This window comes from Cupriavidus sp. CuC1, assembly GCF_044627735.1.
GTDB lineage: Bacteria > Pseudomonadota > Gammaproteobacteria > Burkholderiales > Burkholderiaceae > Cupriavidus > Cupriavidus ulmosensis.
Map to the genome: position 1 here is coordinate 1 of NZ_JBIUHC010000104.1, position 26,531 is coordinate 26,531.

Sequence of the window (26,531 nt, forward strand, 5' to 3'; positions counted from 1 at the left end):
TTACCCCAAACACACCACAGCCCGGCACAGTAAATTCATGAAGCCAGGTGACGCAAAGTCATTGACACGTTCCGCCGCGTAGTCGGCTTGATTTCAATTCGAACCACGCTCCAAACCCACTGCGGCCATCGACTGCACGCCCTGGTCGCGAATTAAGCTGCTGCTCTTCTTTCCAGTTCCGCGGGGAGCTCCAGGGTGCTTCGGTCGGACTGGGGTACCGAGCTGGCCTGACGGTGAACGTTGTGGGTCACGAACCCCCGTTCGCGGCTTGGCACTTCGAACCAGTCCGGATGTGCGAACGAAGCCCCAATGTCTTCCAGGCCGCTCTTCCAGTGATCCTCCATCGTGTTAATGCTGAATTTGTAGTCCTTGTGGTGTCCCCCGTAATGCTTGTTCTTGTAGATCAGGTGCGCCACGTTGATCGAACTACCACTGGCCGCCTCTTCAGCAGGACGGAACAAGGGATCTGTCTTGCGGTGATCTGCGGGAACCTGCGCAAGTAGCGTTTTGATGAAGAAGGCGTGCTTCTGACGATTCGCAAGCAGATTGATGATCGCGCGTGTACGACTTGAGTACTGAACGTCCTTGGCACGCTCCGATACGTCAAGCAATGTTGATAATATCGTCATCCGTGGGCAATGTGACTACGCGAAAAAAGGCCGGCATATCTGCCGGCCAAGCGTCCTTGCGCCCAGTGAACAAAGGCAAGGTCGATATGACTTGTCTCCAGCGGACCCCGACAGCGCGCTGGCTAATATCGCGAGCGGTATTAGAAGCGGTGACGCACGCCAACCATGGCGCCGGTCTGGTTCTGGCCAGGGAGAGTGTTCATTGCGTTGGTCACGCCGTAGGTTGCCTGCCCTTTGTTTTTCACGTAGCCGAGAAGCACGTAGGCGTCAGTGCGCTTGGACAGGGCATAGTCGGCATTCAAGACGTACATCCACGAACTGTTGCTGTCCTTGCGGGCGTCGGTGTAGTAAGCCGCGCCAGTCAGGCTGAAGGCGGGAGTGAACTTGTACAGCGCGCCAAGCCAGTACAGGTTGTCCTGGCGGACTGCGGTCGCACTGGTGAGTTCGTCACGCATCCAGCGGTAGCCGGCGAACACCTTGGCATCACCGAAAGCATATGCACCGCCAATCGCGGCGCGCTTGGCGGCTGCGCCCGATGTGGCGACTGTGCTGCCCTGGTATTGGTCATAGGCGACACCCACCGAGACCGGGCCGTTGGCGTACGCCAAGCCACCGCCAAAGTTCTTGCCAACCCGGAAGCTGCCCGGCACTTCACCGCCGTTCGTGATATTGCTATCGCGGCCGAAGCTGTAGAAGCCGGTTGCGGTCAGGCCGCCGAACTTGCCGGTGTACTTGACGGCGTTGTCGGCGCGGCCGTTGAAGCCCTGGGTATCGACCGAATTGAGCGAGTAGCTGCTGCCGGCTGCCATCGGGTCGTAGGCGGTGAACAGGTCATACAGTGAGTTTTGCTGGCGGCCCAGCGTAACGGCGCCAAGGTCGCTCTGGAGGCCGACATAAGCCTGGCGGCCAAACAGGCGGTTGCCTTGGCCGGACTTGCCAGTGTCGATGTCAAAGCCGCTTTCCAGCACGAAGATGCCCTTCAGGTTGTTGCCGAGGTCTTCCACGCCGCGAATGCCCCAGCGCGAACCGGAAAGGCCGCCGGAAGTCACGCCAGTCAGCGAGCCACCCCCGTTGGGACCTTGCACGTGGCTCTGAAAGCTAACGCCCGCATCGGCGATGCCGTAGAGCGTTACGCTGGAAGAAGTCTGGGCGAAAGCGGCACCGGACATGGAGCAAGCTGTGGCGGCGGCCAATGTGAGGAGAGTTTTGTTCACGGTCATCTCGGTTTTCTGTTTGAGCGAGTAGTTTCCTGCTGCCGTCGGAGAGGCATAGCGGAGAAGCAAAGGAATGCCATCCCTCGATGCGACCGCTGCATTCTGAGGCAGTTATGTGACAGGAATAAGTAAACAGTCGCGGCGTGATGGCAGTTATTGTTCCGCAAACAGGAATAACTGTTCGTGCACGTAGCAAATAGAGGCATTACTACTCTGATGCCGTGGGGCCGGTGATATCGGGTGCACTTCGCCGTGCGCGTGAACGCAATGAAGCTGCTACGGCGTTCTGGATGAACGCGAACACCTCCGCTTCGCCACCAGAAGATGGCGTGCGCACGCCCTGGTTGTGTCGCAGTAAGGGAGGGGAGAGTAAGCGGCGGAAGTTGGCAACGGCCGTATTGGTTAAGCGGCCGGCGAGTAAAACTGCTGCGCCGCGGACGCAGCGCTCCCATCGGCGCGCCGCTTCTGGCCCTTGGCCAGCATGTGCATGGTGCAAGCGAAACTGCCCACATTGCGGTCGATACCGCAACATCAAGGATTGGCGACGTCGGACCTTTGACACTGGGCTGGGTACGATCCGTGTGCGCGTGCCGCGTGTGAAGGCTTGTATGTGTCTGCCCGAGCCACTCGATGAGCAAGGCGAGATCGATGAGTTTCGAGAGACTCTCTGCCCAATTGAAAGGCTGCTACCTCTCGAGGTCGCTTACCTTTGTGCGCTACGGTCAACGAAAGCTGATCCGTGGGCCGTAAGGCGCCCATATGCCAAAGGCGTAATAGCTTGACCGATGTATCGCAGCATTCGACCGATATGCACCCAGTCGAACCCGGAGGTACGAATGCATTGCCTATCGCTCCTTCGGCTCGAAGCGGCCACTGACACCACAATCATGAGCCGACGCACCGAAGTGCAGTTCGGTCCCAACCATCATGCCGGCCTTTCTTCAAACACCTTGAATAGTTGTGGCAAGCCGGCGCCTTATCCACCTTTCACCAGGCGGTTGCCCGCAACGCCAACGCACAACGACGAAAGGAGCATAAGCACCGCGACGATTGCCATGCCCATTGGCAGGCTATGAAAGAGGCCTTGTACCCTACCGATGTACATTGGCGCAAGCCAACCGCCGAACAAGGCCCCAATGGAGCTAATCAAGGCGATGGCAGCGGGCCTGACCTTTGCGGACAGGTATGTCTGAGGGATGGACCAGAAGATTGCCAGGGACGAGTAAACGCCGATGTTCGCCAGCATAAATCCGACGAGAGCGGTTGCTGCGCCGCGAGAAGTTGCCACCATGCCGAAGCCGGCCGCTGCCAGAAGCATGCAGGCGGCTGCGTGCCACACACGCTCTTTCATCTTGTCGGAACGGCGAGACAAGTACGTCATACCCACAACACCTGCAAGCGGTGGTACTGCGGAGACAAAGCCGATAACCGAGAGATTGACGCCGTGCCCGTGCATGATTTGTGGCAGCCATATGCCGAGCGTGGCGTTGCCGCAAAAGATTCCGATGTAACCGATAGCCAGAATCCAAAGAACCGGACGACGCAGTAATTGCCCGAGCTTCGCGGACTTTTCATGCTGGACAGTTGTCTCGCGGTCGATTTGGGCCTGCAGCCATTCGCGTTCGGATGGGCTCAGCCATTTCGCCTGATGAGGCCTGTCGGTCAAGTAGAAGATACCAATCACGCCGAGTAGCACCGCCGGCAGCCCCTCAAGTATGAACAGCCACTTCCACCCTGGCACTCCGAGGGTACCATCGAGCTGCAGAATGGCTCCGGACACGAGCGACGCTAGGATGTATGCCGACGGAACCGCGTATGTGAAAGCGGCGTTGTAACGGGCGCGGTAACTCTGCGGAATCCAGTAGCTAAGAAACAGAAAGACGCCGGGAGTGAGTCCCGCTTCTGCCATGCCGAGCAGGCCGCGGACGAGGTAGAAGCTATGTGGGCCTGTCACGAATGCCATCGACATGGTGACCACGCCAAACAGCATCGCGATACGCGTCAAAGTGATGCGCGCCCCGAATCGGGCGAGAGCCAGATTGCTGGGTACTTCAAACAGGGAATATCCGAGGAACAGGATGCCCACGCCGATTCCGTACATCTGCGGAGTAAGGCCAAGGTCCTTGTTCATCGAGAACGATGCAAATCCCAAATTGCCGCGGTCTAGCACCGAAATGATGTACAGCGCAATTACGTACCACATCAGACGCCGGCCGACCTTCCTCACAATGGCGTCGCCTGAGGCTTTATCGGCACTTTCACTGCTTATGGCCTCGAGTGAGGGGCGCATGGGGGCTGAGGACGCTTCCATTTTGTCTCCGAATCTTTGTGGTGGGACCACTTTGGTAGGTGCACTATAGAAAAGTTGGCATAACAAGCGATATTCGGGTAATCCCTAGAGACCCGTTGGGCGTGTGTTTTATGGCCGACAGCTTCACAATGTGACGATTACTCTGCCACATGAATCCCTGTCACCGCACAGTTGGCTGAGAAATCAGGGTTAGTACTGATTTATTGATGTCTTTACGGCTCTACAATTGGTCCTACCAGATTGGACTGCCAAAAAAGGACCTCACATGCTTTCTCGCGAAGACAACGAACTGCTGGTGCGCGTCGGCCAGGGGACGGCCATGGGCACACTGATGCGGCTGTACTGGATTCCCTTTCTCAAGTCTTCTGAGGTAACGCCTGGTGGCCAACCTTACCGCGTGCGGCTGCTCGGTGAGGACCTGGTCGCATTCCGGGACAGCAGCGGGAAAGTAGGTTTGGTGGACCACGCATGCCCTCACCGCGGAGCACCGATGGTGTTCGCTCGTAACGAGGACGAAGGCTTGCGTTGCGTCTATCACGGCTGGAAGTTCGAAGTGAGCGGACAGTGCAAAGAGATGCCTTGCGAGCCGGCAGACAGCCCGATGTGCAAGCGCATGAAAATCAAGGCTTATCCTGTCAAGGAGCGCAATGGCGTCCTGTGGGCTTACATGGGCGCCGACGCCGAGAATGCCCCGGAGCTTCCAGAAGTGGAATGGAACATGGTGCCTGAGGAGCAAGTCGCCATCTCCATGCGCGTACAGGAGTGCAACTGGCTGCAGGCGCTCGAAGGCGAGATTGATTCCGCGCATGCCGCCATCCTCCACGGCCGTGTCGGAGAGGGTGGCGTGATTAATCAATGGCGCCAGGCGCAGGATTTGAGCCCAACTTTTGAGTGCGTGCAGCACGACGCCGGCGTCAGCATCGGAGCCCGACGTAAGACCCCGGATGGTGCCAACTATGTGCGCGTCAATCAGTTCCTCATGCCCTTCTGGACGCTGGTACCACCGCAATCTCAGTTTCCCGAACTGAGCGGCCATGCGTGGGTTCCTATTGATGACGAGCACACGTTATGCCTGATGTTCTCGTACCACCCAGCCAAGCCGTTCTATGAGAAGACGCGCAAGCTTTTCAAGGAAGGGCACAACGGGCGCGAGACCGGACATCATTCAGAAGTCGCATTTGAGAAGCGTCCGGTCACTGAGCCGTATCACACGTACTGGAGCCGCTACAACCGCAGCAACGCTTACCAATTCGACTATCAGCTCCAGATGGACAAGTACAACTCCGGCATGCCGGGCCTGTGGATTCAGGATGCAGCTTGCCAGTCGGGCGTGACTCCGATTTTCGACCGTAGCAAAGAACACCTCGGCACTAGCGACACCGGAGTAGCCCGGACTCGACGTGTGCTGCTTGAGGCAGTAAAGAAACTGGCCGCTTCTGGCGAACGCCCCCCCTCGAGCAACGCGCCGGGCGCTTTCCGTTGGCGGGCAGTATCGCTGACGATTCCCCTTGGCGGAGACTGGATGAAGCTGGGCGAAGACGTCATGCGCGCAGAGCCGGGCAAGGACTTTGGCTACACACCCTGACGCGTAGTACTGGATATGAGCATGAACACCTCGCTGATTGAAATTCGCTTGAAGCGAATCACCTTCGAAGCAGAGAGAATCTCTTCGTTTGACTTTGTTTCCGCTGACGATAAGTCCCTGCCAGGCTTCCACCCTGGTGCGCACATCGACCTGCATCTCCAGCCGGGTATGGTCCGCAGCTATTCCCTCGCAAATGCAGCAGCGGCGGACCCTGCGTATTACCGCGTTGCAGTTCAGCGCGAACCCGACGGCCGAGGTGGCTCACGTTGGGCCCATGACAAGCTTCGCGTCGGCGACACGTTGTGGGCCACGGCACCCCAAAACGATTTCCCTCTCGACGAATGTGCTTCAAGCGCCATATTTTTCGTCGGCGGAATTGGCATCACGCCCGTGCTGCCAATGATTCGCAGGCTCGACGCGATTGGGCGCGAGTGGAGACTGATGTACGCCAGTCGCTCTCATAAGGAGACCGCATTCACCGAGGAGCTTCAGCGAATCGACGCAGGACGTGGGCGCGTCTGCCACTTCCATGACTCCGAACCGGCTCAGCGGCTAGATATTAGCGCCACTGTGGCCACTCTTGCTCAAACCACGCACGTGTATTGCTGCGGCCCCACGCGCATGATTGACGACTTCCTGGCAGCTACCCAAGCAAGGAACCCCGCCACAGTTCACTATGAACGCTTCTCTGCCACGCAACAGGCGGCCATGGAAGGCGGTTTCGACGTGGTTCTACACAAGAGTGGCTCGAGGTTACGCGTCGAACCCGGGAAGACCATCCTCGACGTGCTGTTGGATAATGACGTGACAGTGCCCTATTCCTGCTGCAACGGCGTATGCGGGAGCTGCCGAACTGGAATTGTCGACGGCCAGGCAGACCACCGAGACGACTTCCTCAGTGACGAGGAGAAGCAAGCCAATCAGTCCATCATGGTTTGCTGTTCCGGCGCCCGCTCGAAGACGCTGGTGCTCGACCTTTGATGGCAGGCTACAGGGCTCAGAACGGATAATGGAAACCACATCATGACCAACGTACAAGAAGCCACCGCTGAATCCCGCCCTAGCGCCGGCTCGAATGTTATCGCCGGCATCCTGGCATATCTACAGGACCGGCGTCTGCAGCCAGGAGACCGCTTGCCTTCAGAGCGGGATTTGGCGGAGCGTCTTGGCGTGGGTCGAAATGCTGTACGTGAAGCGCTATCGACTCTCGTGACCCTGCGGGTGGTTGAGTCACGGCCGAATTCCGGCATCTATCTGCGTCACATGTCACGCGAGAGCAGCTTTGAGGCCCTCGTGCTGCTGACCGACATCGGCGCAACGCCCACCCCCACGGAAGTCACTGAAACGATGGAAGTGCGGGCACATCTTGAGTTGCTCGCCGTTAGCTTGGCTTGCCAGCGTCGAACGGATGAGGACGTGGGCCGCATGGAAGCCATCCTTGCACAGACTGACGCAATTCTCGAAGCAGGCGGAAACATCGCGGAAATGGACACGGACTTCCATATCGCGGTGGTCGATGCAGCACACAACTCTGTGCTCGTTCGCACCCTTAATGCCTTCTATCGCTTCACCGCGCGCCGAAGAGCAGTTCTTTTCGAGGACCGGACGCAAGGACTGGCGTCGGCACGCGAGCACCGTCAGATGCTCGAGCACATTCGAAATCGGGACATCTCGAAGGCAGAACGCCTAATCCTGCAGCACATGGACCGGGCGACAACTTACTGGTCCAGCTACCTGGAAACCTGACCCAAGCGGCCACCTGAGCCGCAGCCCCCAACTAGGAGACTTACCATGCGCACCCGGCCTTCGCACCTGCGTGCAATGCTCTCGTTCGCTCTTTTTCTGCTGGCCCCACTCGCTTCGGCCAAGGAATTCCCAGAAAAGCCCATCCGGCTAATTGTTCCCTACGCCGCCGGCGGCAGCACAGACCAACTCGCACGCATCATTCAGAAGCCAATGAGCGAGTACCTCGGTCAACCCGTCGTGGTCGAAAACAAGCCCGGGGCAGGCGGAGCTATCGGCGTGGACCTGGTGGCCAAGGCTGCACCGGACGGCTACACCCTGGTCTTCGGAAACACAGGCCCCAATGCCGTCATCCAGCTGATGCGCAAGGTGCCATACGACCCACTTCGGGACCTTCGACCCATTTCCACCGTAGCCATAACGCCAATGATTCTGGCGGTTCCAGCCGACAGCCCTGCACGCTCGATGAAAGAGTTCCTCGCGTATGCGCGTAAGCAGGGTACGTCAATGAACATTGGCTCCGTAGGCAATGGCTCGCTCTCGCATCTGACCAGCGAGTACTTCAACGAGATGGCCGGGCTCAAGATGCAGCACGTCCCGTACAACGGCGGTGCGCCTTTGATGGCTGCATTTGTTGGTGGACAGGTTCAGGCCGCATTCGTGACTGGCTTGGACGGAGCTGTGATGGTGGGCTCGGGCAAAGTCCGCTATCTGGCCGTGGCCACACCCAGTCGGACCGACGTCGTCCCTGGCCTTCCCGCAATGGCTGACGATGTACCAGGCTTTAAGAGCCAGGCTTGGTTCGGTGTGCTCGCCCCCAAAGGAATCCCGCCCGACGTTGAGAAAAAGCTGCGCGACGCCATCGCAAAGGCCGTCGCGCAGCCCGATGTGCGCAAGATCTTCATTGAACGAAAAGTCGAGCCGCGCAGCGGCGGCGCGGAAGACCTAGCGAAGCTTATCCGCGACGAAGTGGGTCAATGGCACCCAGTTATTACGAAGTTCGACATTCACCTCTGAGCCAAATCACGCCATGCTAGACAACCTCGAAGCCGACTTTCCTCCCCATGTTCCCCGCCCGGCAGGGGCACCGACCGCGTTGGAGGGCCTCCGCGTGGTGGACTTTACTCACTTCATTGCAGGTCCTTTCGCCACGATGATGCTGGCGGACATGGGAGCAGATGTCATCAAAATCGAAGCACCGGGCCGCGGCGATGACTTCCGCCAGTACCCACCGGTCCACACGGACCTTGGACAAGGCGCACCATTTCTCTGGTCCAACCGTAACAAGCGAAGCATCGCCATCGACCTGAAGACACCTGAAGGGCTTAAGGTAGCGCGGGAGTTGATTGCCAGCGCAGACGTCGTCGTGGAGAACTTTTCGACCGGCGTGATGGAGCGATTCGGCCTTGACTATGCGGGCTGCAAAGTCGACAACCCGCGCCTCGTCTATTGTTCTGTTTCCGCGTATGGCCGAAGCGGTGCATATGCCGACCGGCTTGGCTTCGACCCAATCGCACAGGCCGAAAGCGGCTTCGTTTCCATGAACGGCTATGCTGACCGTGAAGGCGTTCGAGCATTGTCGCCGGTGATGGACATCAGCACTGCCATGATGGCATGCAACGCCATCCTTGGAGCCTTGCTGTCGCGCGAGAAGTCTGGCAAGGGGCAAGCGGTCGAGATTGCTCTATTCGACAACGCAGTGCTGATGACCGGTTACGCCCCGATGCAACATCTGTTCAGCGGCGCTGACCCTCAACGGCACGGCAATACCAGCCCTGACACGTGCCCTTCCGGCGTGTTTAAAGCCAGGGACCGCTCTTTCTACATCAATTCCGGTAACAACGGAATCTTTCAGCGGCTAATGACTCAAGTCATCGGCCGGCCGGACTTGGCCGCCGACCCGAACTACGCGACGGGTGATTTGCGCAGAGCACGGCGAGAAGAGCTCTTCGAGATACTGGGACAGGCATTTGCGGAGCATCCCTGGAGCCATTGGCAGGGTCTCATGCGCGCCGCAGGTGTCCCAAGCGGTGAAGTACGTAGCGTGGGGGATGCCATTCGGTCACCAGAGGCGCGTGAAAGCCGAATCGTGAGCCGAATTCCCCATCCAAAGGTCGGCTGGGTTCCGAATATCTCCTTGCCCATCCGCTATAGCGATACGCCCATGGTCGACCCAACACCGGCCCCGGCAGTTGGGGAACACACACTTGAAGTTCTGCGAGCCGTGCTTGGCTACGACGACAGGAAAGTCGAAGAGCTTCGCTGCGCCGGCGCGTTGGGTGAAGACCATCGCGCACTGCCGAAGGAATCTGCATCGTGACTCGCACGTTGAAGGGACAAGTTGCGGTAATCGGCATCGGCGAAAGCCAGTATTACCGCCACGGGAAGTCACCCGACAGCGAGTTCAAACTCGCACTACATGCGATTCTCGCTGCTTGCAAGGATGCCGGAATCAGCCCGCGCGAAATTGACGGATTCTCGTCATTTAGCGATGACCGTAGCGACCCCTCTCGGCTGGCTGCGGCCCTCGGCATTCCCAAACTGCGTGCTACCACCATGCAATGGGGAGGTGGCGGTGGCGGCTGTTGCGGTGCTGTCGCCAATGGTGCCGCCTCGATACAAGCCGGCCTGGCGGACTGCGTCGTCGTATTTCGTTCTCTCGCCCAAGGCCAGTTTGGAAGATTCGGGCGAACCACAGGCATTGATACGATTTCAGGCGAAAAGGCGTACCTGATGCCTTATGGGGTCCTGACCCCACCTCAGCGCTTCGCCATGCGCGTGCGTCGGTTCATGCATGACCACGGCGTGCGACAAGAGGCGCTGCGAGCCATCGCCTTGGCCTCCTATCACCATGCGCAGTCGAATCCGCGGGCGGTCATGTACGGCAAGCCACTGGACGAAGAGAAATACGACCAGTCTCGATGGATCGCGGAACCGTTTCACCTGTACGACTGCTGTATGGAGAACGACGGCGCAGCTGCACTGATTCTGGTTCCTGCTGAGCGTGCGAAGGATTTTCGCGGCAAGGCCGCGTACATCTTGGGCGCAGCCTCCGGGTCGGGCTACCGGACGGGCGCGATTCCGCATAACTCACCCTTGTATGGCAGCGCGAGCTTCGACACCGTTGCGCCGCACCTCTTCCGAATGGCCGGCATCGGGCCGGCTGACGTCGGAGTCGTTCAGAGCTATGAGAACTTCACGGGCGGCGTTGTGATGGCACTGGCCGAACACGGCTTCTTCAAACCTGAGGAAGCCAATGAGTTCTTGACACTCGAAAACCTGATTGCTCCATCGGGAAAGCTTCCGCTCAACACTAGCGGGGGCAACCTCGCCGAGTGCTACATGCACGGCTTCGAACTGGTGCTGGAGGCAGTTCGACAGATTCGTGGCACCTCATGCAACCAGGTGTCGCGTAATGACGTGGCGCTCGTAATTGGCGGCCCCATGGTCACCCCTGTTAGCAATCTATTGCTGGCATCGGAGGAGGCAACGCAATGACCCACGAAACCAACGACATCGCATACCTGCCTTCAGGCCTCCCCATTCCCGTCCCCGAGCCGGAGGGGCTTTCTGCCCCATTCTGGAATGGCTTGCGCGAAGGCCGTTTGCTAGTCCAACGCTGCCAGCATTGCGAGACTTGGCAATTCGGTCCAGAGTGGCTCTGCCACCAATGCCTCCAATTCGACCCCGGCTGGCAAGAGGCGGCCCCACGAGGCCGCATCTACAGCTGGGAGCGCGTCTGGCACCCCTCGCACGACGCACTGAATGGGCATGGCCCGTACCTCGCGGTGCTTGTTGAACTGCCACACGCGGGGAATGTGCGCCTTGTGGGTAACCTTCTCGGAGACCCAATGCAGGAGGTCGTGATTGGCTCCGAAGTCGTAGGCGTATTCGAGCATCACCTCGATGCCAGTCCGCCGTTCTCGTTGCTGCAATGGCGTCTCGCCTCGTAAGTTCGCAGAATATGCCTGAATACGATTTGGTAGTGTGTGGCGCTGGAGCGGGGGGCATGTCTGCAGCGCTCACCGCGGCCCATCATGGACTTAGTGTTCTAATTTGCGAGGCGACAGACCAAGTCGGTGGCACGACGTCGACGTCTGCGGGGACTCTCTGGCTCCCCGGCAACCGTCACGGTCAGCAAGCCGGTTACGACGATAGCATCGCAGCTGGCCAGCAATACCTGGACGCGTTGATTGGCCCAGACGACCATCTTGGTCGTCAACAGGCATTTCTCGAGAGTGCAGGCCCGGCCATCGAATTTCTTGAAGAACGATGCGAACTCGCTTTTGTGAGCGCTGGCCGACATCCTGACTATTTGGAGCTGCCAGGCGCCGCCAGGTGCGGCCGGGCGCTGTCTCCGGTCGAGTTCGACGGCCGTCGGTTGGGGGCAGATTTCGACAGAGTTCGCCCTCCGCTAAAGGACTTCCTAATCCTTGGCGGGATGATGGCGAACAAGTCCGACGTCCAGGCTTTGGTACAGCGCTACCGGACATGGCCAGCATTTCGCCGAACACTTCAGCTTGTGTGCCGGTATGTTCGCGACCGCCTTTCGTACACGCGGGGCACCCGGCTTGTCATGGGCAACGCACTGGTAGCCAGGATGCTCCTTAGCTTGCGGAAGGCAGGTGTTGAGATTCGCTTTGGCACCCGTCTGCTCAAGCTAGAAAAGACCGGGAATCGCGTCAGTTCCATTGTCGTCGAGTCGGCCGGACAATGCGAGCACATTAGGGCTCGCATCGGCGTAGTGCTTGCTACGGGCGGCATAGGACACAACGCCGACCTTCGCCGGCAACTAGACCCGAACGCATTCGACTCACTAACGCCGCAAAGTGTGCGCGGGGACGCCCTGGTTGCGGCCCGGGAGGTAGGCGCAAAGTTCGAGCACCAAGCGCGTGACTTCTTGTGGCAGCCGGTCTCCCGCGTCCCAGATGGAGCTGGCGGGTATCGGCTATTCCCCCATCTCTATCTTGACCGCGCAAAGCCCGGTCTCATCGCAGTGAACAGGGCGGGAAAGCGCTTCGTCAACGAAGGGGCTTCCTATCACCACTTTGTAGAGGGAATGCTGGGCGATGAGGAGGGCTCGGCCGGCAACCTACCGGCGTATCTCGTGTGCGACCACAAGTTTGTGGAGAAGTACGGCATTGGAATCGTTCCTCCTGGCACACGAAATCTAAGAGCGTTTGAGCGCTCGGGATACCTGGTTTCCGCCCCCACCATCTCAAAGTTGGCGGAGAAGCTCGGGGTTGACTCCGTGGGACTGGAGGCCAGCGTTATACGACAGAACGAAAGCGCCGAACAGGGTCGCGACCTCGAGTTCTGCAAGGGGGAAACTGCAGTGAGTCGGTTTAACGGGGACGACAAGGAGCGTCATCCTTGCTTGGGGCCGATTCAAGCACCACCATTCTGCGCGGTACAGGTCTTTCCTGCCGACGCGGCAAGTTGTTCGGGTCTCAGGACGGACCAAGATGGTCGGGTGCTTACTGGAAACGACGCACCTCTTGAAGGGCTCTATGCCTGCGGCAATGACATGGCATCGGTCATGAAGGGCTCCTACCCAGGACCTGGCGCGACACTCGGACCTGCGATGGTCTTCGGGTATCGGGTTGGAATACATGCCTTTCGCACTGCCAAGCAATGATGATGGCTGAGACGGAACACGGAGACATGATGAATCGGGACGGAACTACAGTATCTCAACCATCTAATGGCGCGCATAATCGCGGGCCGCTTCATGGAGTCCGCGTTGTCGAATTTGCGGGCCTGGGCCCTGGCCCCTTTGCCTGCATGCTACTGGCCGACATGGGAGCCGATGTTGTTCGCATCGACCGCCCTGGTGCCAAGCCACGGCATCCCAAAGACCTGATTGGCCGAGGTAGACGCACAGTCCATCTGGACCTGAAGGACAGCGAAGACCGAAAGCGCGTCCTCGGACTGCTTGAACATGCGGATGCGCTGGTGGAAGGGTTTCGGCCGGGCGTCATGGAGAGGCTGGGGCTCGGACCGGAACTAGTTGAGCAAATCAATCCACGCTTGGTTTATGGTCGGATGACCGGTTGGGGGCAAGACGGACCACTCGCACAAGCTGCTGGTCACGATATTAACTACATCGCCCTAAGCGGGGCATTGGCGGCCATTGGTGAAGGCGACTCGCCTCCCATTCCTCCGCTTAATCTTGTAGGAGATTATGGCGGTGGCAGTCTATACCTTGTTGTCGGAATGCTGGCCGGTTTGCTGGAGGCTCGCAGCTCCGGCCGCGGCCAGGTGGTCGATGCTGCAATTTGCGACGGCGCCCTGTCGTTAATGAGCCTGGCCCAGGGCCAACGGTTGCGGGGCACATTCATCGAGCAGCGAGGGAGCAACATGCTCGATGGCGGCGCTCCCTATTACGCTTCATATCGGACAAGAGACGACAAGTTTGTTTGCGTCGGTGCGATTGAGCCGCAGTTCTTTGCGTTGCTATGCGTGAATCTTAACTTGGACCCCGCGCTCCGCGATGCGCAGCATGACCGTCTACGCTGGCCCGCGTTGCGCTCCGAACTGACGCGAATCTTTCAGACGCGGACACAGGCAGAATGGGTGACTCAACTCGAAGGAACGGATGCGTGCTTCGCGCCTGTGCTTGCACTGAGTGAGGTCTCAGGCCACCCGCATATGGCAGCACGTGGCGCCATGGTTGAGGTTGACGGTGTGGCGTACCCAGCTCCGGCACCGAGGTTCTCCAGGACGCGCTCGACGATCGCCGAATGCAATGTTATGGACATTCAGGAAAGTGAAGCCATTGTCGGCGAATGGCGCCTAGCGGCGTCGGAGACTATCCGCTAAACCAGGCTGACAAGGCCGTACGGTCACTGGCCCGCACGTTCAAGGGGTGGCCGCAGGACGATTCTGACCTTGCTGCGCGCGCCGGCGGTCGACGGATCAAGCCCGCGTCGGCGCTGCGGCGGCTGCCGCAGCGGGGCGCTCGTTGCAGCGTGAATGTAGTCGCTTTGACGCCATCGAGACTTTCAGGCGCGCCGTGACGCTGGCGAAGGTGCCGGATTCACGCTGCCGGGCCAACGCCTGCCACCTACCAGTGGGTTCGTCTCGCAGGCCGTAGAACAGATCCGCCATGCTTGCTGGTGGCAGATCCGGCTGGACAACGCGCGCGCCCATTTGGCAGCAACCAGCCAGGATGTCGTGTGCGAGGTGTTGGGCTGCGCGGCCGACATCGGTCCGGCGTACCAGCCCGACGACCGACCGTTCATCGAGCGCTTCTTCTTTGGCACGGTCGCCGCAACGCTCTCGCGACGGCTCCCCGGGACACTACGGGGAAGGGGTGCGGCGCGTTTGCGCGATCCGGCCGATAGTCTGTGGCTGCTCGTCACCACTCAGGAACTGGAGGAGCTGCTGGATCTGAACGCATGGGCCCCCCGGCTTTTTGCATGGATAGCTGAAAAGGCTCTCTGGCTAGCGACCAACGAAAACGGGCTCGCGCTTCTCCAGAAACGCGCGCAAGCCTTCCTGGCCATCGTCGGTGTCGTAGCAGATGTTTTGTGCCGCCGTTTCACGGAACAGTGCCTCCCGCATTCCCCCCTGGTGATGCTGCTGAACTGCGCGCTTGGCTAGCCGGATCGGCAGCGGAGCATTCAGCGCGATGCGCCGCGCCAGGTCCATCGCGGCATCCATCAAACTCCCAGGCTCGACGACTTGACTGACGATCTGCAAGCGAAGAGCGTCTTCCGCATCGATTACGGCACCGGTGTAAATCAGTTCGAAAGCCTTTGATTGGCCCACGATCGTTGGCAGGAGGTAGGTACCACCGTAGTCGGGCATCAGACCTCGCTTGACATGGGATTGCGAGAAGATGGCTGTGCGCGACGCAATGCGAATATCCGCCGCCAGAGCGAGATTCATGCCGGCGCCCATGGCGGGGCCATTGACAGCGGCGATGACTGGCTTGCTTGCTTCATAGACTGCCAGCAGCGTTCGATCGCGAGGCGGTTCGATCTTGTCAGCCAGCGGCCGGCCCTCGGTTACGCGACCATAGATCTCGCGCAGATCACCGCCGGCGCAAAAGGCCTTGCCGGCACCTGTCAGGACTACCACGCGCACTTGATCATTGTCGTTCGCCGTTGCCATGGCCGCGACAATGTCTTCGCGTATGGTGCCGCCGAGCGCATTGCTGCGCTCAGTGCGGTTGAGCGTAATGATCGCTACACTGTCTCGCTGTTCGTATAGAACACATCCAAAGACCTGGTGCATGGGGTTGTCTCCAATAATTGCCTTTTGGCCATTACATCGTTGTTGTTACCGAGCCTGTTCTTCGGTCGGCCGACATTTGTACATGAGCGAAATCACCATGGAGTGCACTGTCTCTCCGCGTTGGTTCTTGACGATGCGATCACAGATCACGATGCCCTGCTTGCCGCTGCTGGTCAGCTTCTTCTCCGTTGGCGTGATAAAAACCTGGAGGGTGTCGCCTGCCTTGACCGGAAGGTGCATGCGCCACTTGTCCAGACCGAGCATCGCGACGATCGTGCCGTCATTGATTCCGCTCAGGCACTGGAGTCCGCCTGCGATGGCCAGCACAAGGGGACCGTGCGCAATCGGCTCTCCATAGGGTTGCGTCTTGCAGAACTCGTGATCGATATGCGGGGCGTTGTGGTCGCCTGACAGGCAAGCGAAGTTGACAATATCGGTTAGGGTGACAGTGCGGCGGGAAGTTACGATCGTCTCGCCGATCCCAAAATCCTCGAAATAGAGGCCACGTGGTTGATATTGAGCTACGTTATCAGTCATTGCGTAATCCAGGAATTGAGGTTAGGCAAGAAGAGCGGCCCATGCAACCGAAGATGCATGGACCATGTGAGGAAGGGTTTTGTTTGGTCGGGCCGGCGGCATCTACTGCTTTTCAATGCGAGCAAGCTCCGCAATGCGTACATAGCGGGCTGTGTCACGAGCGATCAAGGACGCGTAGGCCTCGGGTGTCGATGACTTGGCCTCGATCCCGAGCAGGGAGAACTGGCGCCGTACTTCGCCGGATTCGACCGCCTTTACAATCTCCATGTTTAGCCGCCGGACAATCTCTGACGGCGTTCCCGCCGGTGCAAGCAGGCCAAGCCAGCCGGTGAAATCGAAGTCCTTGTAGCCGAGCTCCTGCATGGTGGGGGTATCGGGCAGCGCATCCGATCGCTTTGCGCTCAACATGGCAAGAGGTTTGATACGGCCACTGCGGATATGAGGCAATATCGGACCAACAGAGTCAGGAGCGACCGCGATCCTGCCGCCAACCAGATCGGTTTCAGCTTCAGCTGGGCCTTTGTACGGGATGGGAGCGATGTCCGTTCCCGCCTGCTGATTGAGGGATTCCATCGCGAGCTGATAGAGGCCGGCCGAACTGCCATAGGTCACGGTGCCCGGCGCCCGTTTCGCTTGGGCGATGAGATCCGAAATGGAGTTGATCGAGGAGTCCTTGCGAGTCACCAGCAGCAACGGCGTGGCGGCAACCAGCGAGATGGGCGTGAAGTGCTTGCGGGGATCGAAGGGGGGCGCCTTGAGCAAGGCGGGCGGCACCATTGTCGAGGAAGCACTCGATAGCACCAGGGTATATCCATCCGGAATGCTGCGGGCGGCGGCCTGCATGCCAAGCATGCCATTGGCGCCAGGACGATTCTCGATAACGACCGGCTGCCCGAGCGGCGGTCCAATCCGCGCCGCCACGGCGCGCGCAGTGATGTCGGACGTCGATCCCGCCGTGAATGGCACGATGATCCGGATCGGCCGGCTTGGGTAGGCGGGCTCGGCAGACACGCCAGCGCATGCCATGCTCAGCGCTATTCCAACACCCGCAAAGAAAGCTGTTCTCATGTCCTGCGACCTCTCTCGTTCTCGCCTGATGGCGTATTACAGGGATCAGTGCGCCTAAGTCAGGCGCAATGTGCGCCTTGGTTCTCTTGTAGTGCGGAGGCAAGCCAGTCAATGCCCGGCTCGTCTTCGAGGGCCAACACGCGCTTTGCATAGGCAAGCGCGCTATCGCGCGAGATGCACCAGGAGACCAGTGCGACAAACTTTTCCACCAGATCGCTCGGGCTGAGCGGATTCGACGGTGCCCCGCGCGGCGCATCCTGGTACAAAGTCTGTGACTGATCCGTGTGGCGGCGCCGGATCGAGACGTGGCTGCGTTCGTAATGGTGCAGCGACGAATCGGCTGTGACACGGATGTTCGGCATGACCGCGCGCACGTCGGGCCGGTTGAGATACTCGTGATGGTCGAGACTGTGTCCGGGCAGGATGACATCGAATCCACAAGCCGCGAGCGCCAGGCAATAGCGGATATCGAAGCGAGCCTCGTTCGCTGTGCGAGGCGGTTCGGCCTTGACCACCGCTTCATGGACATAGGCTGGCAGCCGGACCTCAATGTCGCACCCGGCAAGGCCACCCTGCGAATCACGCCGCAAGGCGACGAGTGCATCGACTGCGGAATGGATATAGCCGCAGCAGGCGTGAAGTTTGCGACGTGGGGCGAGCAGCGCCCAGGTCTCCGATGCCACGCGCGCATTCTGATGGCCGTTTGTCGATACCGTCGAGAAGTAGCCAAGGTCGCCGTCAAATAGGCGAAGCGGCCCGGTCATGCCATGGCTGGCATACTGGACCGCGGTGACGGCGGTGGCGGCAGGCTGCGCACCGAACAATATCGGCTTCACGGTGCCTCCCTGGCGGAAGATGACCTCCGCGGGGCACCAGCCCGCCAGTGCCCCGGAAATCACCAGCGCGTGGCGGGTCTGCTCCTCATTCAGGCCGCGCAAATGCGCCACGGCTGCTGCTGCGCCGACAGAGGATGGCAGCCCGACGGGCGTCAGACCCACTTCACTATACGGCTTCAGCGATGGATACACAGCAGCGTAGACGGCGCTGGTCAATTCAATGGCGCGTACCACGGCTTCAATCAACTGGCGACCACTCGCGCCAACGGTTTCGGCGGTAGCGACAGCCGCAGTCACGCAACCGATACTCGCGTGGCCGCCGATCAGGTCGTTCAGCTCGAGGATGTCGCCCGCATAGCCGTTGGCGATGACGGCCGCCGCGATCGGCATTTTTCTGCCATGGACAAGTACGGAAGCATGATCATCGCCCTGGGTCAGTGCGCCGGACCACCTGGCAACCAGCCTGGATTCGTCGGCCTGCATGCCGGCGACGATGCAGCCGATGGTGTCAAGAATGCAAAGCTTTGCCTGGGTGACGACTGCATCGGGCAGGTTGTCGAAGCGACACTGTGCGGCGCGCGCATGGAGCTGGTCGAGGAACATGGCATCAGTAGTGATCGAAGTCATGATGGAGTCTCATAAGCTCGCAAGGAGCGTAGAGCGGCAAGCCTTGTCTTCGCGGGGCGCGAGCGGCTGGAGTCAAACGGCTGCCACCAGCTCTGGCACGACGGTGTTCAGATCGCCAACCAGGCCGTAGTCGGCCACCGAGAAGATCGGGGCTTCGGCATCCTTGTTGATCGCGACGATCACCTTGGAGTCCTTCATGCCGGCCAGATGCTGGATCGCGCCGGAGATACCAACGGCGATGTACAGCTGCGGCGCAACGATCTTGCCGGTCTGGCCGACTTGATAATCGTTGGGCACGAAGCCGGCGTCCACGGCAGCGCGGGACGCGCCCATCGCGGCATTCAGCTTGTCGGCCAGCGGTGTCAGCACCTTGGTGTAGTTCTCGCCGGAACCCACGCCACGGCCACCGGACACGATGATCTTGGCAGCGGTCAGCTCGGGGCGGTCGCTCTTGGTGACTTCGCGCGAAACGAATTGCGAGATGCCAGCGTCGGCCACTGCGGGCAGGTTTTCGACGGCGGCCGAGCCACTTTCGGCTGCGGCGGCGTCAAAGCCGGTGCCGCGCACGGTGATGACCTTGACCTTGTCCGACGACTGCACGATCGAGATCGCGTTGCCGGCGTAGATCGGGCGCTCGAACGTGCCCGGGCTGTCGACCTTGGTGATGTCCGACAGCTGGGCTACGTCCAGCTTGGCCGCGACGCGCGGCAGGATGTTCTTGCCGTAGGCCGATGCGGGCGCCAGGATGTGGCTGTAGTCGCTGGCGATGGCCAGGACTTGCTCGGCCACGTTCTCGGCCAGGCCGTCGGCGAACTGCGGCGCATCGGCCAGCAGCACCTTGGACACGCCGGCGATCTTCGCGGCAGCAGCAGCGGCGGCAGTGGCATTGGCGCCGGCCACCAGCACGTGGACATCGCCGCCGCACTGGGCGGCTGCCGTCACCGTGTTCAGGGTAGCGGCCTTGATGGATTGGTTGTCGTGTTCAGCAATGACGAGTGCAGTCATGTTTTATCTCCTGGCGCGCTCAGATGACCTTGGCTTCGTTCTTCAGCTTTTGCACCAGCGTCGCAACGTCCGGCACCATCACACCCGCGCTGCGCTTGGGCGGCTCAACGACCTTGACGGTCTTCAGACGCGGCGCCACGTCCACGCCGAGATCTTCCGGCTTGACGATATCCAGCGGCTTCTTCTTGGCCTTCATGATGTTCGGCAGCGTCACGTAGCGCGGCTCGTTCAGGCGCAGGTCGGTGGTCACCACCGCCGGCAGCTTGAGCGACAGGGTCTCCAGACCGCCGTCCACTTCACGCGTCACCGACGCCTTGCCATCGGCCACCACCACCTTCGAGGCGAAGGTGGCTTGCGGCAGGCCTGCCAGCGCGGCCAGCATCTGGCCGGTCTGGTTGGAGTCGTCGTCGATGGCCTGCTTGCCCAGGATCACCAGCTGCGGCTGTTCCTTGTCGACCAGGGCCTTGAGCAGCTTGGCCACGGCCAGCGGCTGCAGGTCTTCGTTCGACTCGACCAGGATGCCGCGGTCGGCGCCGATGGCCATCGCCGTACGCAGGGTTTCCTGGCACTGGGTCACGCCGCAGGACACGGCGATCACCTCGGTGACCACCTCGGCTTCCCGCAGGCGCACCGCTTCTTCCACGGCGATTTCGTCAAACGGGTTCATGCTCATCTTGACGTTGGCCAGATCCACGCCCGTGCCGTCCGACTTCACCCGGACCTTGACGTTGTAATCCACCACGCGCTTGACTGCGACGAGTACTTTCATGCGTATTCACTCAACTATTGACCAAACATGCCAGGCGCGAATGGCCGCATGCGGGGCTGACGACGACACCAAGACACATGGACTGAAGTCTCCTGTTTTCCTGGTTCTATATTAATCATTGGTTGATCCAATGATAGATTGCAGATGGATGGCACGTCAATGAATCAAACATCAGTGCTTCCCCTGAGGAAGGCTACGGCGAAGCCATAAGAAGGGTGCGACCCGAGGCTAACCCAGATAGGTCATTGGTCATATCAATGGTCATGTAGGCTGCGCTATACTAGAATCTTCAAGGGACCGGTAACGCGTTGCGAGAGCGCGTTTCGCGTGAGCAGACGAGGGTAAAGCAGTGGAAAGGCACCAGACCATGGACCAAACCGGGCAAGCAGCTGTTGCCGAAGAAGCAACCTTTGAACCGATCTCAGTCAGCCGCGCACTTGACGAGATCGCCAGACAAATCCGGCAAGAAGTCATGGCAGGGCGGCTGAAGCCGGGTCAGAAGCTCCCCCCGGAGCGGGACCTTTGCGTGCGTTTTGGCGTTAGCCGCAACACTTTGCGCGAAGCCCTGCGCGCGCTCGAGATTTCCGGGATCATCGAACTCAAGAAGGGGGCTTCTGGTGGCGCGTTCATCAAGAAGGGCGACAGGGACGTCGTCATTACCGGCCTGCGGGACCTGTACTATCTTGGGTCGATCACCCCGGAGCAACTGACCGAAGCGCGAGTCATGCTTTCCGACCTGGTGGTTCGCGACGTTTGCGTGAAGGCAACTGAAGCGGACCTAGAGGCACTGCAGGCTAACGTGACCGCTGCTGAGGCCGCGCAGAAGGCGGGCAACTTCGAAGAGCGTGCACGGATACATCTCGAATTCCATAGTCTTCTCGTCAAGATTTCCGGCAACCCCATCCTGATTCTCACGATGGAGGCGATCCTGAAAGTCATGGCCGAGTTCGTTGCTCAGATCGGCTATAGCGAGAACCGCTTTGTGCTCCCTTCGCGGCGCCGGCTTCTCAAATTACTGGCGGAGCGCAACGCGGACGAGGCCGCCAACGAGATGGCAGCTCACCTTCGGCGCGTGCACCGTTACTACCTGTCGCAGATCAAGAGTCAGGACTGAGTACCCTGCGCTTGCGCAGGGCTTCTTCCCTTTCGCTTTCGCTGCAGCCTGCGCAGCTGTATTCCGCCGGACAACGGGCAATTCCACCGGATCACATTCGACTCTGGGAGGCATGGAAGACCCGCGGTGCGGCAGGTAGGGCTTTTGGCCGATCAAAGGCACCGTCGGCCCCGGTACGGAAAGTCTGGCCAGAGGGGGCGGCTGTTCGGCCGCACGGCCTATGTAAGGCTGAGCCGGGCAGGGCTCGACAGCTTGCTGCCACGCCGTTAGCGGACCCCGCCTCCCGTTCCAATGGACTGTTACATCGCGAATCAGAACCGTTCTGGCTCAAGCCTCGGCCAGGGGCCGCTGGCTGGCGTGCCGATGCCAGCGTGACCCAGCGGTGGCGCTACCTTTGGTGCACGGCACCGATCGGCAGTCCAAATGAGCCACTGCGGCCTGCCCCCTATGATAGGCGGCGACCAAGCAGTAGACGCCGCGTTCGTCACCTGGCCTTCGCAATCCAGCCCGAGATGACTTGCTCGCAGGTGAGCGGCCCCGACGCGCCGGTATGGGCGACCGACGAAGGCGTTCTCGAGAAGCGCGGCGCCGGCGCCGGATGAGGCACGCCGCCCACGTCGACGAACGCCTCGCGCGCCAGCAGATGCGGATGCTGTGCAGCCTCGCTCAGTGTCAGCACGGGAGCAAAACACGCATCGGTATCCCCGAGCAAGGCCGTCCACTCGGCCCGGCTGCGTTGCGAGAAGATCTGCGCCAGCTCCGCTCTCAGTGCAGGCCATCGGGTCCGGTCGTGTTGTGCGTCGCGCAGCGCCGGATCCACCCCGATGCGCTCGCAAAGTAGCGCGAAGAACTGTGATTCGATTGCGCCGATGCAGACGTATTCGCCGTCGGCAGCGCGGTACACCGCGTAGTATGGCGCGCCGCCATCGAGCATATTGTCGCTGCGGCGTTCGTTGTAGAGGCCACGCAGCCTGTGTCCCTGCGCCAGGCTCATCAGCGAAAGCGCGCCGTCGCAGATGGCGGCGTCCACCACCTGCCCGCGGCCAGAGCTGCGCGCCTCAATCAGCGCCGCAAGGATGCCCATCGCCAAGTATAAGCTGCCGCCGCCATAGTCACCGACGAGATTGAGCGGCGGCACCGGGCCACCATCTCGCTCGCCGATCGCGGCGAGGGCACCTGTGAGAGCGATGTAGTTGATATCGTGACCGGCCGTCTGCGATAGCGGCCCGTCTTGTCCCCATCCGGTCATGCGGCCGTAGACAAGCCTGGGATTCAGCGCCGCGACGGTCTCCGGCCCGAGGCCGAGGCGTTCCATCACCCCCGGGCGGAACCCTTCGACCAGCGCATCTGCATGGGTCAGCAGCTTCAGGACTTGATCCCGATCCTTGGCACTTTTCAGATCCAGCAGCACGGTGCGCCTGCCACGTCCAATGAGATCTTGCGGGTGAATAGGCCTGGCTCCAGGCCGATCGATACGGACAATGTCGGCGCCCATGTCCGCAAGGAGCATACAGGCGAACGGCCCTGGTCCAAGCCCCGCGAACTCAACGATCCGGACCCCCGACAAGGGGCCCTTCTTCAGTGAGGTGGTGTTTGTTTGATCCACGATTTGGCTCCGTTCACGGGCGTCAGCCGCCATCCGTTGCGCGAACCGGCGTAGCACCCAACGCACCTGAACGCTCAAGTTCCGAGATCCGCGTCTCATCGTAGTGCAAGACATCGCGTAACACTTCGGCCGTGTGTTCGCCCACCGCCGGCGCAGGACGTGGGGCCACGGCAGGCGTTTCGGATAGCCTCATCGGCGATTCAATGTTGGGAATCCAGCCTTTCACGGGATGGGGAATACGGGTAGTCAGACCGCGTGACTGGGCCTCGCCAGAGCGCAACGCTTCGCCAAGCGTACGGACTTCGCCGTGTGGCACGGAGGCTGCGCGCAGCTTGGCCTGCCAGTGGCTCCAAGGCTCCGCCGCAAAAGCCTCGTTGAGGATCCCAAACAGTTCTTCGCGATGATTCAGCCGATCGATGCTTCTCACCAGATCGGGACGAGCCGCGATATCCGGGCGTCCCAAGACATCGCCGAAGAGGCGCGCAAAGATCTTGTCGTTCCCGCAATGCAGGTAAAAGGGCCGGTCCGCCGCGTGAAACACCCCTGAAGGGCACGTATCCGGTGTGGAATTGCCGTGGCGCTGGGGATCCTTTCCGGTCAGCAAGTTCTGCATGCCGGCAAATCCCGTCATCATGACTGCGGTATCAAATAGCGATACCTCGACAAATTGCCCCTTTCCGGTGCGCTCGCGTGCCAATAAGGCAAGCAGCAGTGCATTGCTCGCCATCAGGGCCGTTCCCATATCCATGACCACTGGCCCGCTGCGCACGCCGGGACGGTCAGGATAGCCATTCATGGACATGTAACCGCTCTCAGCCTGTACCACAGGGTCGAAGCCAAGTCGATCCGCATACGGCCCCGTACGCCCGTACGCGGACACGGAACAATAGATGAGGCGTGGATTGAGCTGCGCACAGCGCTCGTAGCCCAATCCAAGACGCTCCATGACGCCGCTCGAAAAGTTCTCGACCACGACGTCCGCAGTCGCGATCAGGTCGAGCGCCACCTTCACACCCTCCTCGGTTTTGATGTCGAGCGCGAGACTGCGCTTGTTCCGATTGGTCCAAAGGTACGGCCCGCCCTGCGCAGGCAGCGCCGGATCCAGTGGCGGGTAATAGCGGAAATCCTCTCCGCGCCCAGGGCGCTCAATCTTGATCACATCCGCGCCAAAGTCCCCCAGGATCATTGTCGCCAGTGGTCCCGCGATGAAGTGCGAAAAATCGACCACTTTCAGTCCGCTCACGGCACTTTCGCGTGGCTGAGTTGGCGCCTCACGCACTGGCAGCTCTTCGATATACGTTTGGTTAAACATGGTCTCCTACCCCAATTGTGTCAATGGCTCAACCAATGTAACGTAGGGCCGTGGCGCCGTCAACACGCCCCTGCCTGACAGGCATCAGCGTCCGAGTGGTATGAAGGTCCCATGCAGCCACCACCATGCTTTCGGGAAATCTCCCATTTGACAGTTTATGCCGTTGGTTCTACCATTGCAAAAATGAAAACGCCAGATCCGAACCAACGGTTCGTTGCCGGCGCAAGCGGAGACAATGCAATGAGCAAGCCAAGACGCGTCGCGATCATCGGCGCGAGTGCTATCCCGGTCGGAAGGCACCAGACAGCTGATGCGGAGGAGCTTCAGACGCTGGAGCACGAGGTCCTGTTGCGGCTGGTACTTGAGGCGACGCGCGATGCCGGTGTGGACAAGCGTGACATCGAGAGCCTGGTCTTCACGCTGCCGCGGCCATACACGCGGCAGAAGTACCTGCACACGTTCATGATCGGCAAGCTCAAGCTGCCATGCCGGGGCACCGTGCTCGAGGTGATGGGCAATGGCATGACCGCCGCCCTGGCGCTTGATCAGGCGTGCAACGAAATCCTGCTCGGCAGGGCCAAGGTCGCACTGGCGCTCGGTATCAATATGGAAACGGCGGTTTCCGCGGCCGAGCATGCCATGAGCAGCATGCGGACGACCGGCGATGTCGACTTCCATGTCCCCGCAGGCTTCACGCCGATCTCGTGGTACGCCATGGACGCAGCGCGCTACATGCACGAGCATGGCGCCACGCAGGAGCAGCTGGCCGCAGTGGCCGTGAAGAACCGCTATCACGCTTCGCTGAACCCTCTGGCCCAGTACCGCAAGCCGGTCACGACGCAGGAGGTACTGGCACAGCGCCCGATCGTCGAGCCCCTGGGACTGTATGACGTGCCGCCACGCGGCGACGGTGCGGCCTGCCTGGTGCTCGCAAGCGAGGATGTTGCACACGCTACCGGCCGCCCGTATGTGTTGATCCAGGGCCGGGGCTTCCAGCATGACGGCTCACACCAGATCAGCGACGTACCCAACGACATGATCGGCTTCGAGGCGGCACGGGCCGCTTCGGCGCAGGCATACGCCGAAGCGGGCATCACGGCTTCGGACCTTGATCTGGCGGAGCTCTATGCCCCTTGCACGATTGTCGAGATCCTGGTTAGCGAGGCGCTCGGTTTGGTACCGCGTGGCCGGGGATCGATTGCCGCACTCGACGGAGAGACCACGCTGGGCGGGCGGATTCCGATCTCCACGTCTGGCGGCCTACTTTCGCGCGGCCATCCATCCTATGTCACGTCGCTCTACAACTACGTGGAGATTGCGGAACAGCTGCGCGGCCGCGCAGGCGAGCGCCAGGTGAAGGGCGCCCAATGGGGTGTTGCAACAGGGGAACTGGGCAACTACAACGCAGCGCTGGTTCACGTGTTCGAAGGAGTTCAATGATGCTCGAGACAGTCGACATTGGCGCCGCGCGTGCCTATCCGCCGCGCGTATCGAAGGCGACTGAGCCGTTCTGGAGCGCTCTTGCGCAAGGCCGCTGGATCACCACTGCATGCTGCGACTGCGGCAAGCAGAGCTTTCCGCCGCAGATCATCTGCCCGCATTGCTGGTCCGAATCGCTCGAATGGACCGATCTCAGCCCGCGCGGGGTCGTCTATTCCTGGACGCGCGTGCACGCCGCGCCCACCGTCTTCGCGGCCGAGGCCCCCTACAGCGTCTGCATTGTCGACTTGGATTGCGGCATACGCATTGCCTGCAAGCTGCTGGAAGCCGAAGCAGCGGCGCCGAGTATCGGCATGGCCGTGGAGATGGTACGGCTGCACTACCAGGATGGCGACCTGTTTGCCGCCCGCGCTGTTCAGCGCTGATGACCGGGGCTGACGGCGGCAGCGCAGCGCTGCCGTCACTGCTACAACGTTTCTTGTTCTTGTTGTTCT

General features: G+C 60.5%; 23 protein-coding genes and 1 pseudogene. 13 read left to right on the plus strand and 11 right to left on the minus strand.

Going from position 1 to position 26,531, the window contains the following annotated elements; translation table 11 throughout:
* Positions 1-152: 152 nt before the first annotated feature.
* Positions 153-611, minus strand: coding sequence for a DUF3734 domain-containing protein (locus ACGLHR_RS34280; protein WP_400099412.1), 459 nt, complete (start codon positions 609-611; stop codon positions 153-155).
* 158 nt (positions 612-769) lie between these two features.
* Positions 770-1,843 (minus strand): porin, encoded by a 1,074-nt coding sequence (locus ACGLHR_RS34285; RefSeq protein ID WP_400099413.1) that lies wholly within the window; start codon positions 1,841-1,843, stop codon positions 770-772.
* 494 nt (positions 1,844-2,337) lie between these two features.
* On the opposite strand from ACGLHR_RS34285, the pseudogene ACGLHR_RS34290 reads away from it, so the two are divergent.
* A pseudogene (locus ACGLHR_RS34290) lies at positions 2,338-2,559 on the plus strand (ISKra4 family transposase); the annotation flags it as partial.
* Between the two features lie 260 nt (positions 2,560-2,819).
* Here ACGLHR_RS34290 and ACGLHR_RS34295 read toward each other — a convergent pair.
* Positions 2,820-4,154 (minus strand): MFS transporter, encoded by a 1,335-nt coding sequence (locus ACGLHR_RS34295; protein ID WP_400099415.1) that lies wholly within the window; start codon positions 4,152-4,154, stop codon positions 2,820-2,822.
* Positions 4,155-4,419: 265 nt separating this feature from the next.
* On the opposite strand from ACGLHR_RS34295, the gene ACGLHR_RS34300 reads away from it, so the two are divergent.
* From ACGLHR_RS34300 to ACGLHR_RS34340, 9 genes are read left to right on the plus strand one after another with little or no spacing between them, the layout of a single operon-like run.
* Positions 4,420-5,739, plus strand: coding sequence for a Rieske 2Fe-2S domain-containing protein (locus ACGLHR_RS34300; RefSeq protein WP_400099417.1), 1,320 nt, complete (start codon positions 4,420-4,422; stop codon positions 5,737-5,739).
* Between the two features lie 21 nt (positions 5,740-5,760).
* Positions 5,761-6,720 carry a PDR/VanB family oxidoreductase gene (locus ACGLHR_RS34305; RefSeq protein WP_400099419.1) on the plus strand — a complete coding sequence of 320 codons (960 nt, stop codon included), beginning with the start codon at positions 5,761-5,763 and terminating at the stop codon, positions 6,718-6,720.
* A 42-nt stretch (positions 6,721-6,762) separates the two neighbouring features.
* Positions 6,763-7,485, plus strand: coding sequence for a FadR/GntR family transcriptional regulator (locus ACGLHR_RS34310; RefSeq protein WP_400099420.1), 723 nt, complete (start codon positions 6,763-6,765; stop codon positions 7,483-7,485).
* Positions 7,486-7,530: 45 nt separating this feature from the next.
* Positions 7,531-8,499: a Bug family tripartite tricarboxylate transporter substrate binding protein gene (locus tag ACGLHR_RS34315; RefSeq protein WP_400099422.1), complete on the plus strand. Its 969-nt coding sequence runs from the start codon at positions 7,531-7,533 to the stop codon at positions 8,497-8,499.
* A 13-nt stretch (positions 8,500-8,512) separates the two neighbouring features.
* Positions 8,513-9,802 carry a CaiB/BaiF CoA transferase family protein gene (locus ACGLHR_RS34320; RefSeq protein WP_400099424.1) on the plus strand — a complete coding sequence of 430 codons (1,290 nt, stop codon included), beginning with the start codon at positions 8,513-8,515 and terminating at the stop codon, positions 9,800-9,802.
* Positions 9,799-10,980, plus strand: a complete 1,182-nt coding sequence (locus ACGLHR_RS34325; protein ID WP_400099426.1) for a thiolase C-terminal domain-containing protein — start codon at positions 9,799-9,801, stop codon at positions 10,978-10,980. Before ACGLHR_RS34320 ends, ACGLHR_RS34325 begins: the two co-directional genes overlap by 4 nt.
* The gene (locus ACGLHR_RS34330) at positions 10,977-11,435 is read left to right on the plus strand and encodes a Zn-ribbon domain-containing OB-fold protein (RefSeq protein ID WP_400099428.1); all 459 of its coding nucleotides are present in this window, start codon (positions 10,977-10,979) and stop codon (positions 11,433-11,435) included. The genes ACGLHR_RS34325 and ACGLHR_RS34330 overlap by 4 nt, the downstream gene beginning before the upstream one ends.
* Before the next feature lie 11 nt (positions 11,436-11,446).
* Positions 11,447-13,120 carry an FAD-dependent oxidoreductase gene (locus ACGLHR_RS34335; RefSeq protein WP_400099430.1) on the plus strand — a complete coding sequence of 558 codons (1,674 nt, stop codon included), beginning with the start codon at positions 11,447-11,449 and terminating at the stop codon, positions 13,118-13,120.
* Positions 13,121-13,149: 29 nt separating this feature from the next.
* Positions 13,150-14,304 carry a CaiB/BaiF CoA transferase family protein gene (locus ACGLHR_RS34340; protein WP_400099464.1) on the plus strand — a complete coding sequence of 385 codons (1,155 nt, stop codon included), beginning with the start codon at positions 13,150-13,152 and terminating at the stop codon, positions 14,302-14,304.
* 624 nt (positions 14,305-14,928) lie between these two features.
* Here ACGLHR_RS34340 and ACGLHR_RS34345 read toward each other — a convergent pair.
* The 6 genes from ACGLHR_RS34345 to ACGLHR_RS34370 all read right to left on the minus strand — a co-directional run bounded on the left by ACGLHR_RS34345 (position 14,929) and on the right by ACGLHR_RS34370 (position 20,565).
* Positions 14,929-15,723 (minus strand): enoyl-CoA hydratase/isomerase family protein, encoded by a 795-nt coding sequence (locus ACGLHR_RS34345; RefSeq protein WP_400099432.1) that lies wholly within the window; start codon positions 15,721-15,723, stop codon positions 14,929-14,931.
* A 45-nt stretch (positions 15,724-15,768) separates the two neighbouring features.
* Positions 15,769-16,260 (minus strand): MaoC/PaaZ C-terminal domain-containing protein, encoded by a 492-nt coding sequence (locus ACGLHR_RS34350; RefSeq protein WP_400099434.1) that lies wholly within the window; start codon positions 16,258-16,260, stop codon positions 15,769-15,771.
* A gap of 102 nt (positions 16,261-16,362) precedes the next feature.
* Positions 16,363-17,328: a Bug family tripartite tricarboxylate transporter substrate binding protein gene (locus ACGLHR_RS34355; protein WP_400099436.1), complete on the minus strand. Its 966-nt coding sequence runs from the start codon at positions 17,326-17,328 to the stop codon at positions 16,363-16,365.
* Between the two features lie 59 nt (positions 17,329-17,387).
* On the minus strand, positions 17,388-18,791 hold the full coding sequence (locus tag ACGLHR_RS34360; protein ID WP_400099437.1) for an MmgE/PrpD family protein: 1,404 nt from the start codon (positions 18,789-18,791) through the stop codon (positions 17,388-17,390).
* A 72-nt stretch (positions 18,792-18,863) separates the two neighbouring features.
* Positions 18,864-19,796 carry an electron transfer flavoprotein subunit alpha/FixB family protein gene (locus ACGLHR_RS34365; protein ID WP_400099438.1) on the minus strand — a complete coding sequence of 311 codons (933 nt, stop codon included), beginning with the start codon at positions 19,794-19,796 and terminating at the stop codon, positions 18,864-18,866.
* Between the two features lie 19 nt (positions 19,797-19,815).
* Positions 19,816-20,565, minus strand: a complete 750-nt coding sequence (locus ACGLHR_RS34370) for an electron transfer flavoprotein subunit beta/FixA family protein (RefSeq protein ID WP_400099440.1) — start codon at positions 20,563-20,565, stop codon at positions 19,816-19,818.
* Positions 20,566-20,932: 367 nt separating this feature from the next.
* Between ACGLHR_RS34370 and ACGLHR_RS34375 the strand changes: the two genes are divergently transcribed.
* A complete protein-coding gene (locus ACGLHR_RS34375; protein WP_400099441.1) occupies positions 20,933-21,679 on the plus strand; it encodes a FadR/GntR family transcriptional regulator in 747 nt (248 codons plus the stop codon).
* Positions 21,680-22,163: 484 nt separating this feature from the next.
* Here ACGLHR_RS34375 and ACGLHR_RS34380 read toward each other — a convergent pair whose 3' ends face one another.
* Positions 22,164-23,285, minus strand: coding sequence for a CaiB/BaiF CoA transferase family protein (locus ACGLHR_RS34380; protein WP_400099443.1), 1,122 nt, complete (start codon positions 23,283-23,285; stop codon positions 22,164-22,166).
* 22 nt (positions 23,286-23,307) lie between these two features.
* Positions 23,308-24,597, minus strand: coding sequence for a CaiB/BaiF CoA transferase family protein (locus ACGLHR_RS34385; RefSeq protein ID WP_400099445.1), 1,290 nt, complete (start codon positions 24,595-24,597; stop codon positions 23,308-23,310).
* 147 nt (positions 24,598-24,744) lie between these two features.
* On the opposite strand from ACGLHR_RS34385, the gene ACGLHR_RS34390 reads away from it, so the two are divergent.
* Entirely contained in the window at positions 24,745-26,037 is a 1,293-nt protein-coding gene (locus ACGLHR_RS34390) for a thiolase family protein (protein ID WP_400099447.1), read from the plus strand.
* The gene (locus ACGLHR_RS34395; RefSeq protein WP_400099449.1) at positions 26,034-26,462 is read left to right on the plus strand and encodes a Zn-ribbon domain-containing OB-fold protein; all 429 of its coding nucleotides are present in this window, start codon (positions 26,034-26,036) and stop codon (positions 26,460-26,462) included. Before ACGLHR_RS34390 ends, ACGLHR_RS34395 begins: the two co-directional genes overlap by 4 nt.
* Positions 26,463-26,531 lie beyond the last annotated feature (69 nt).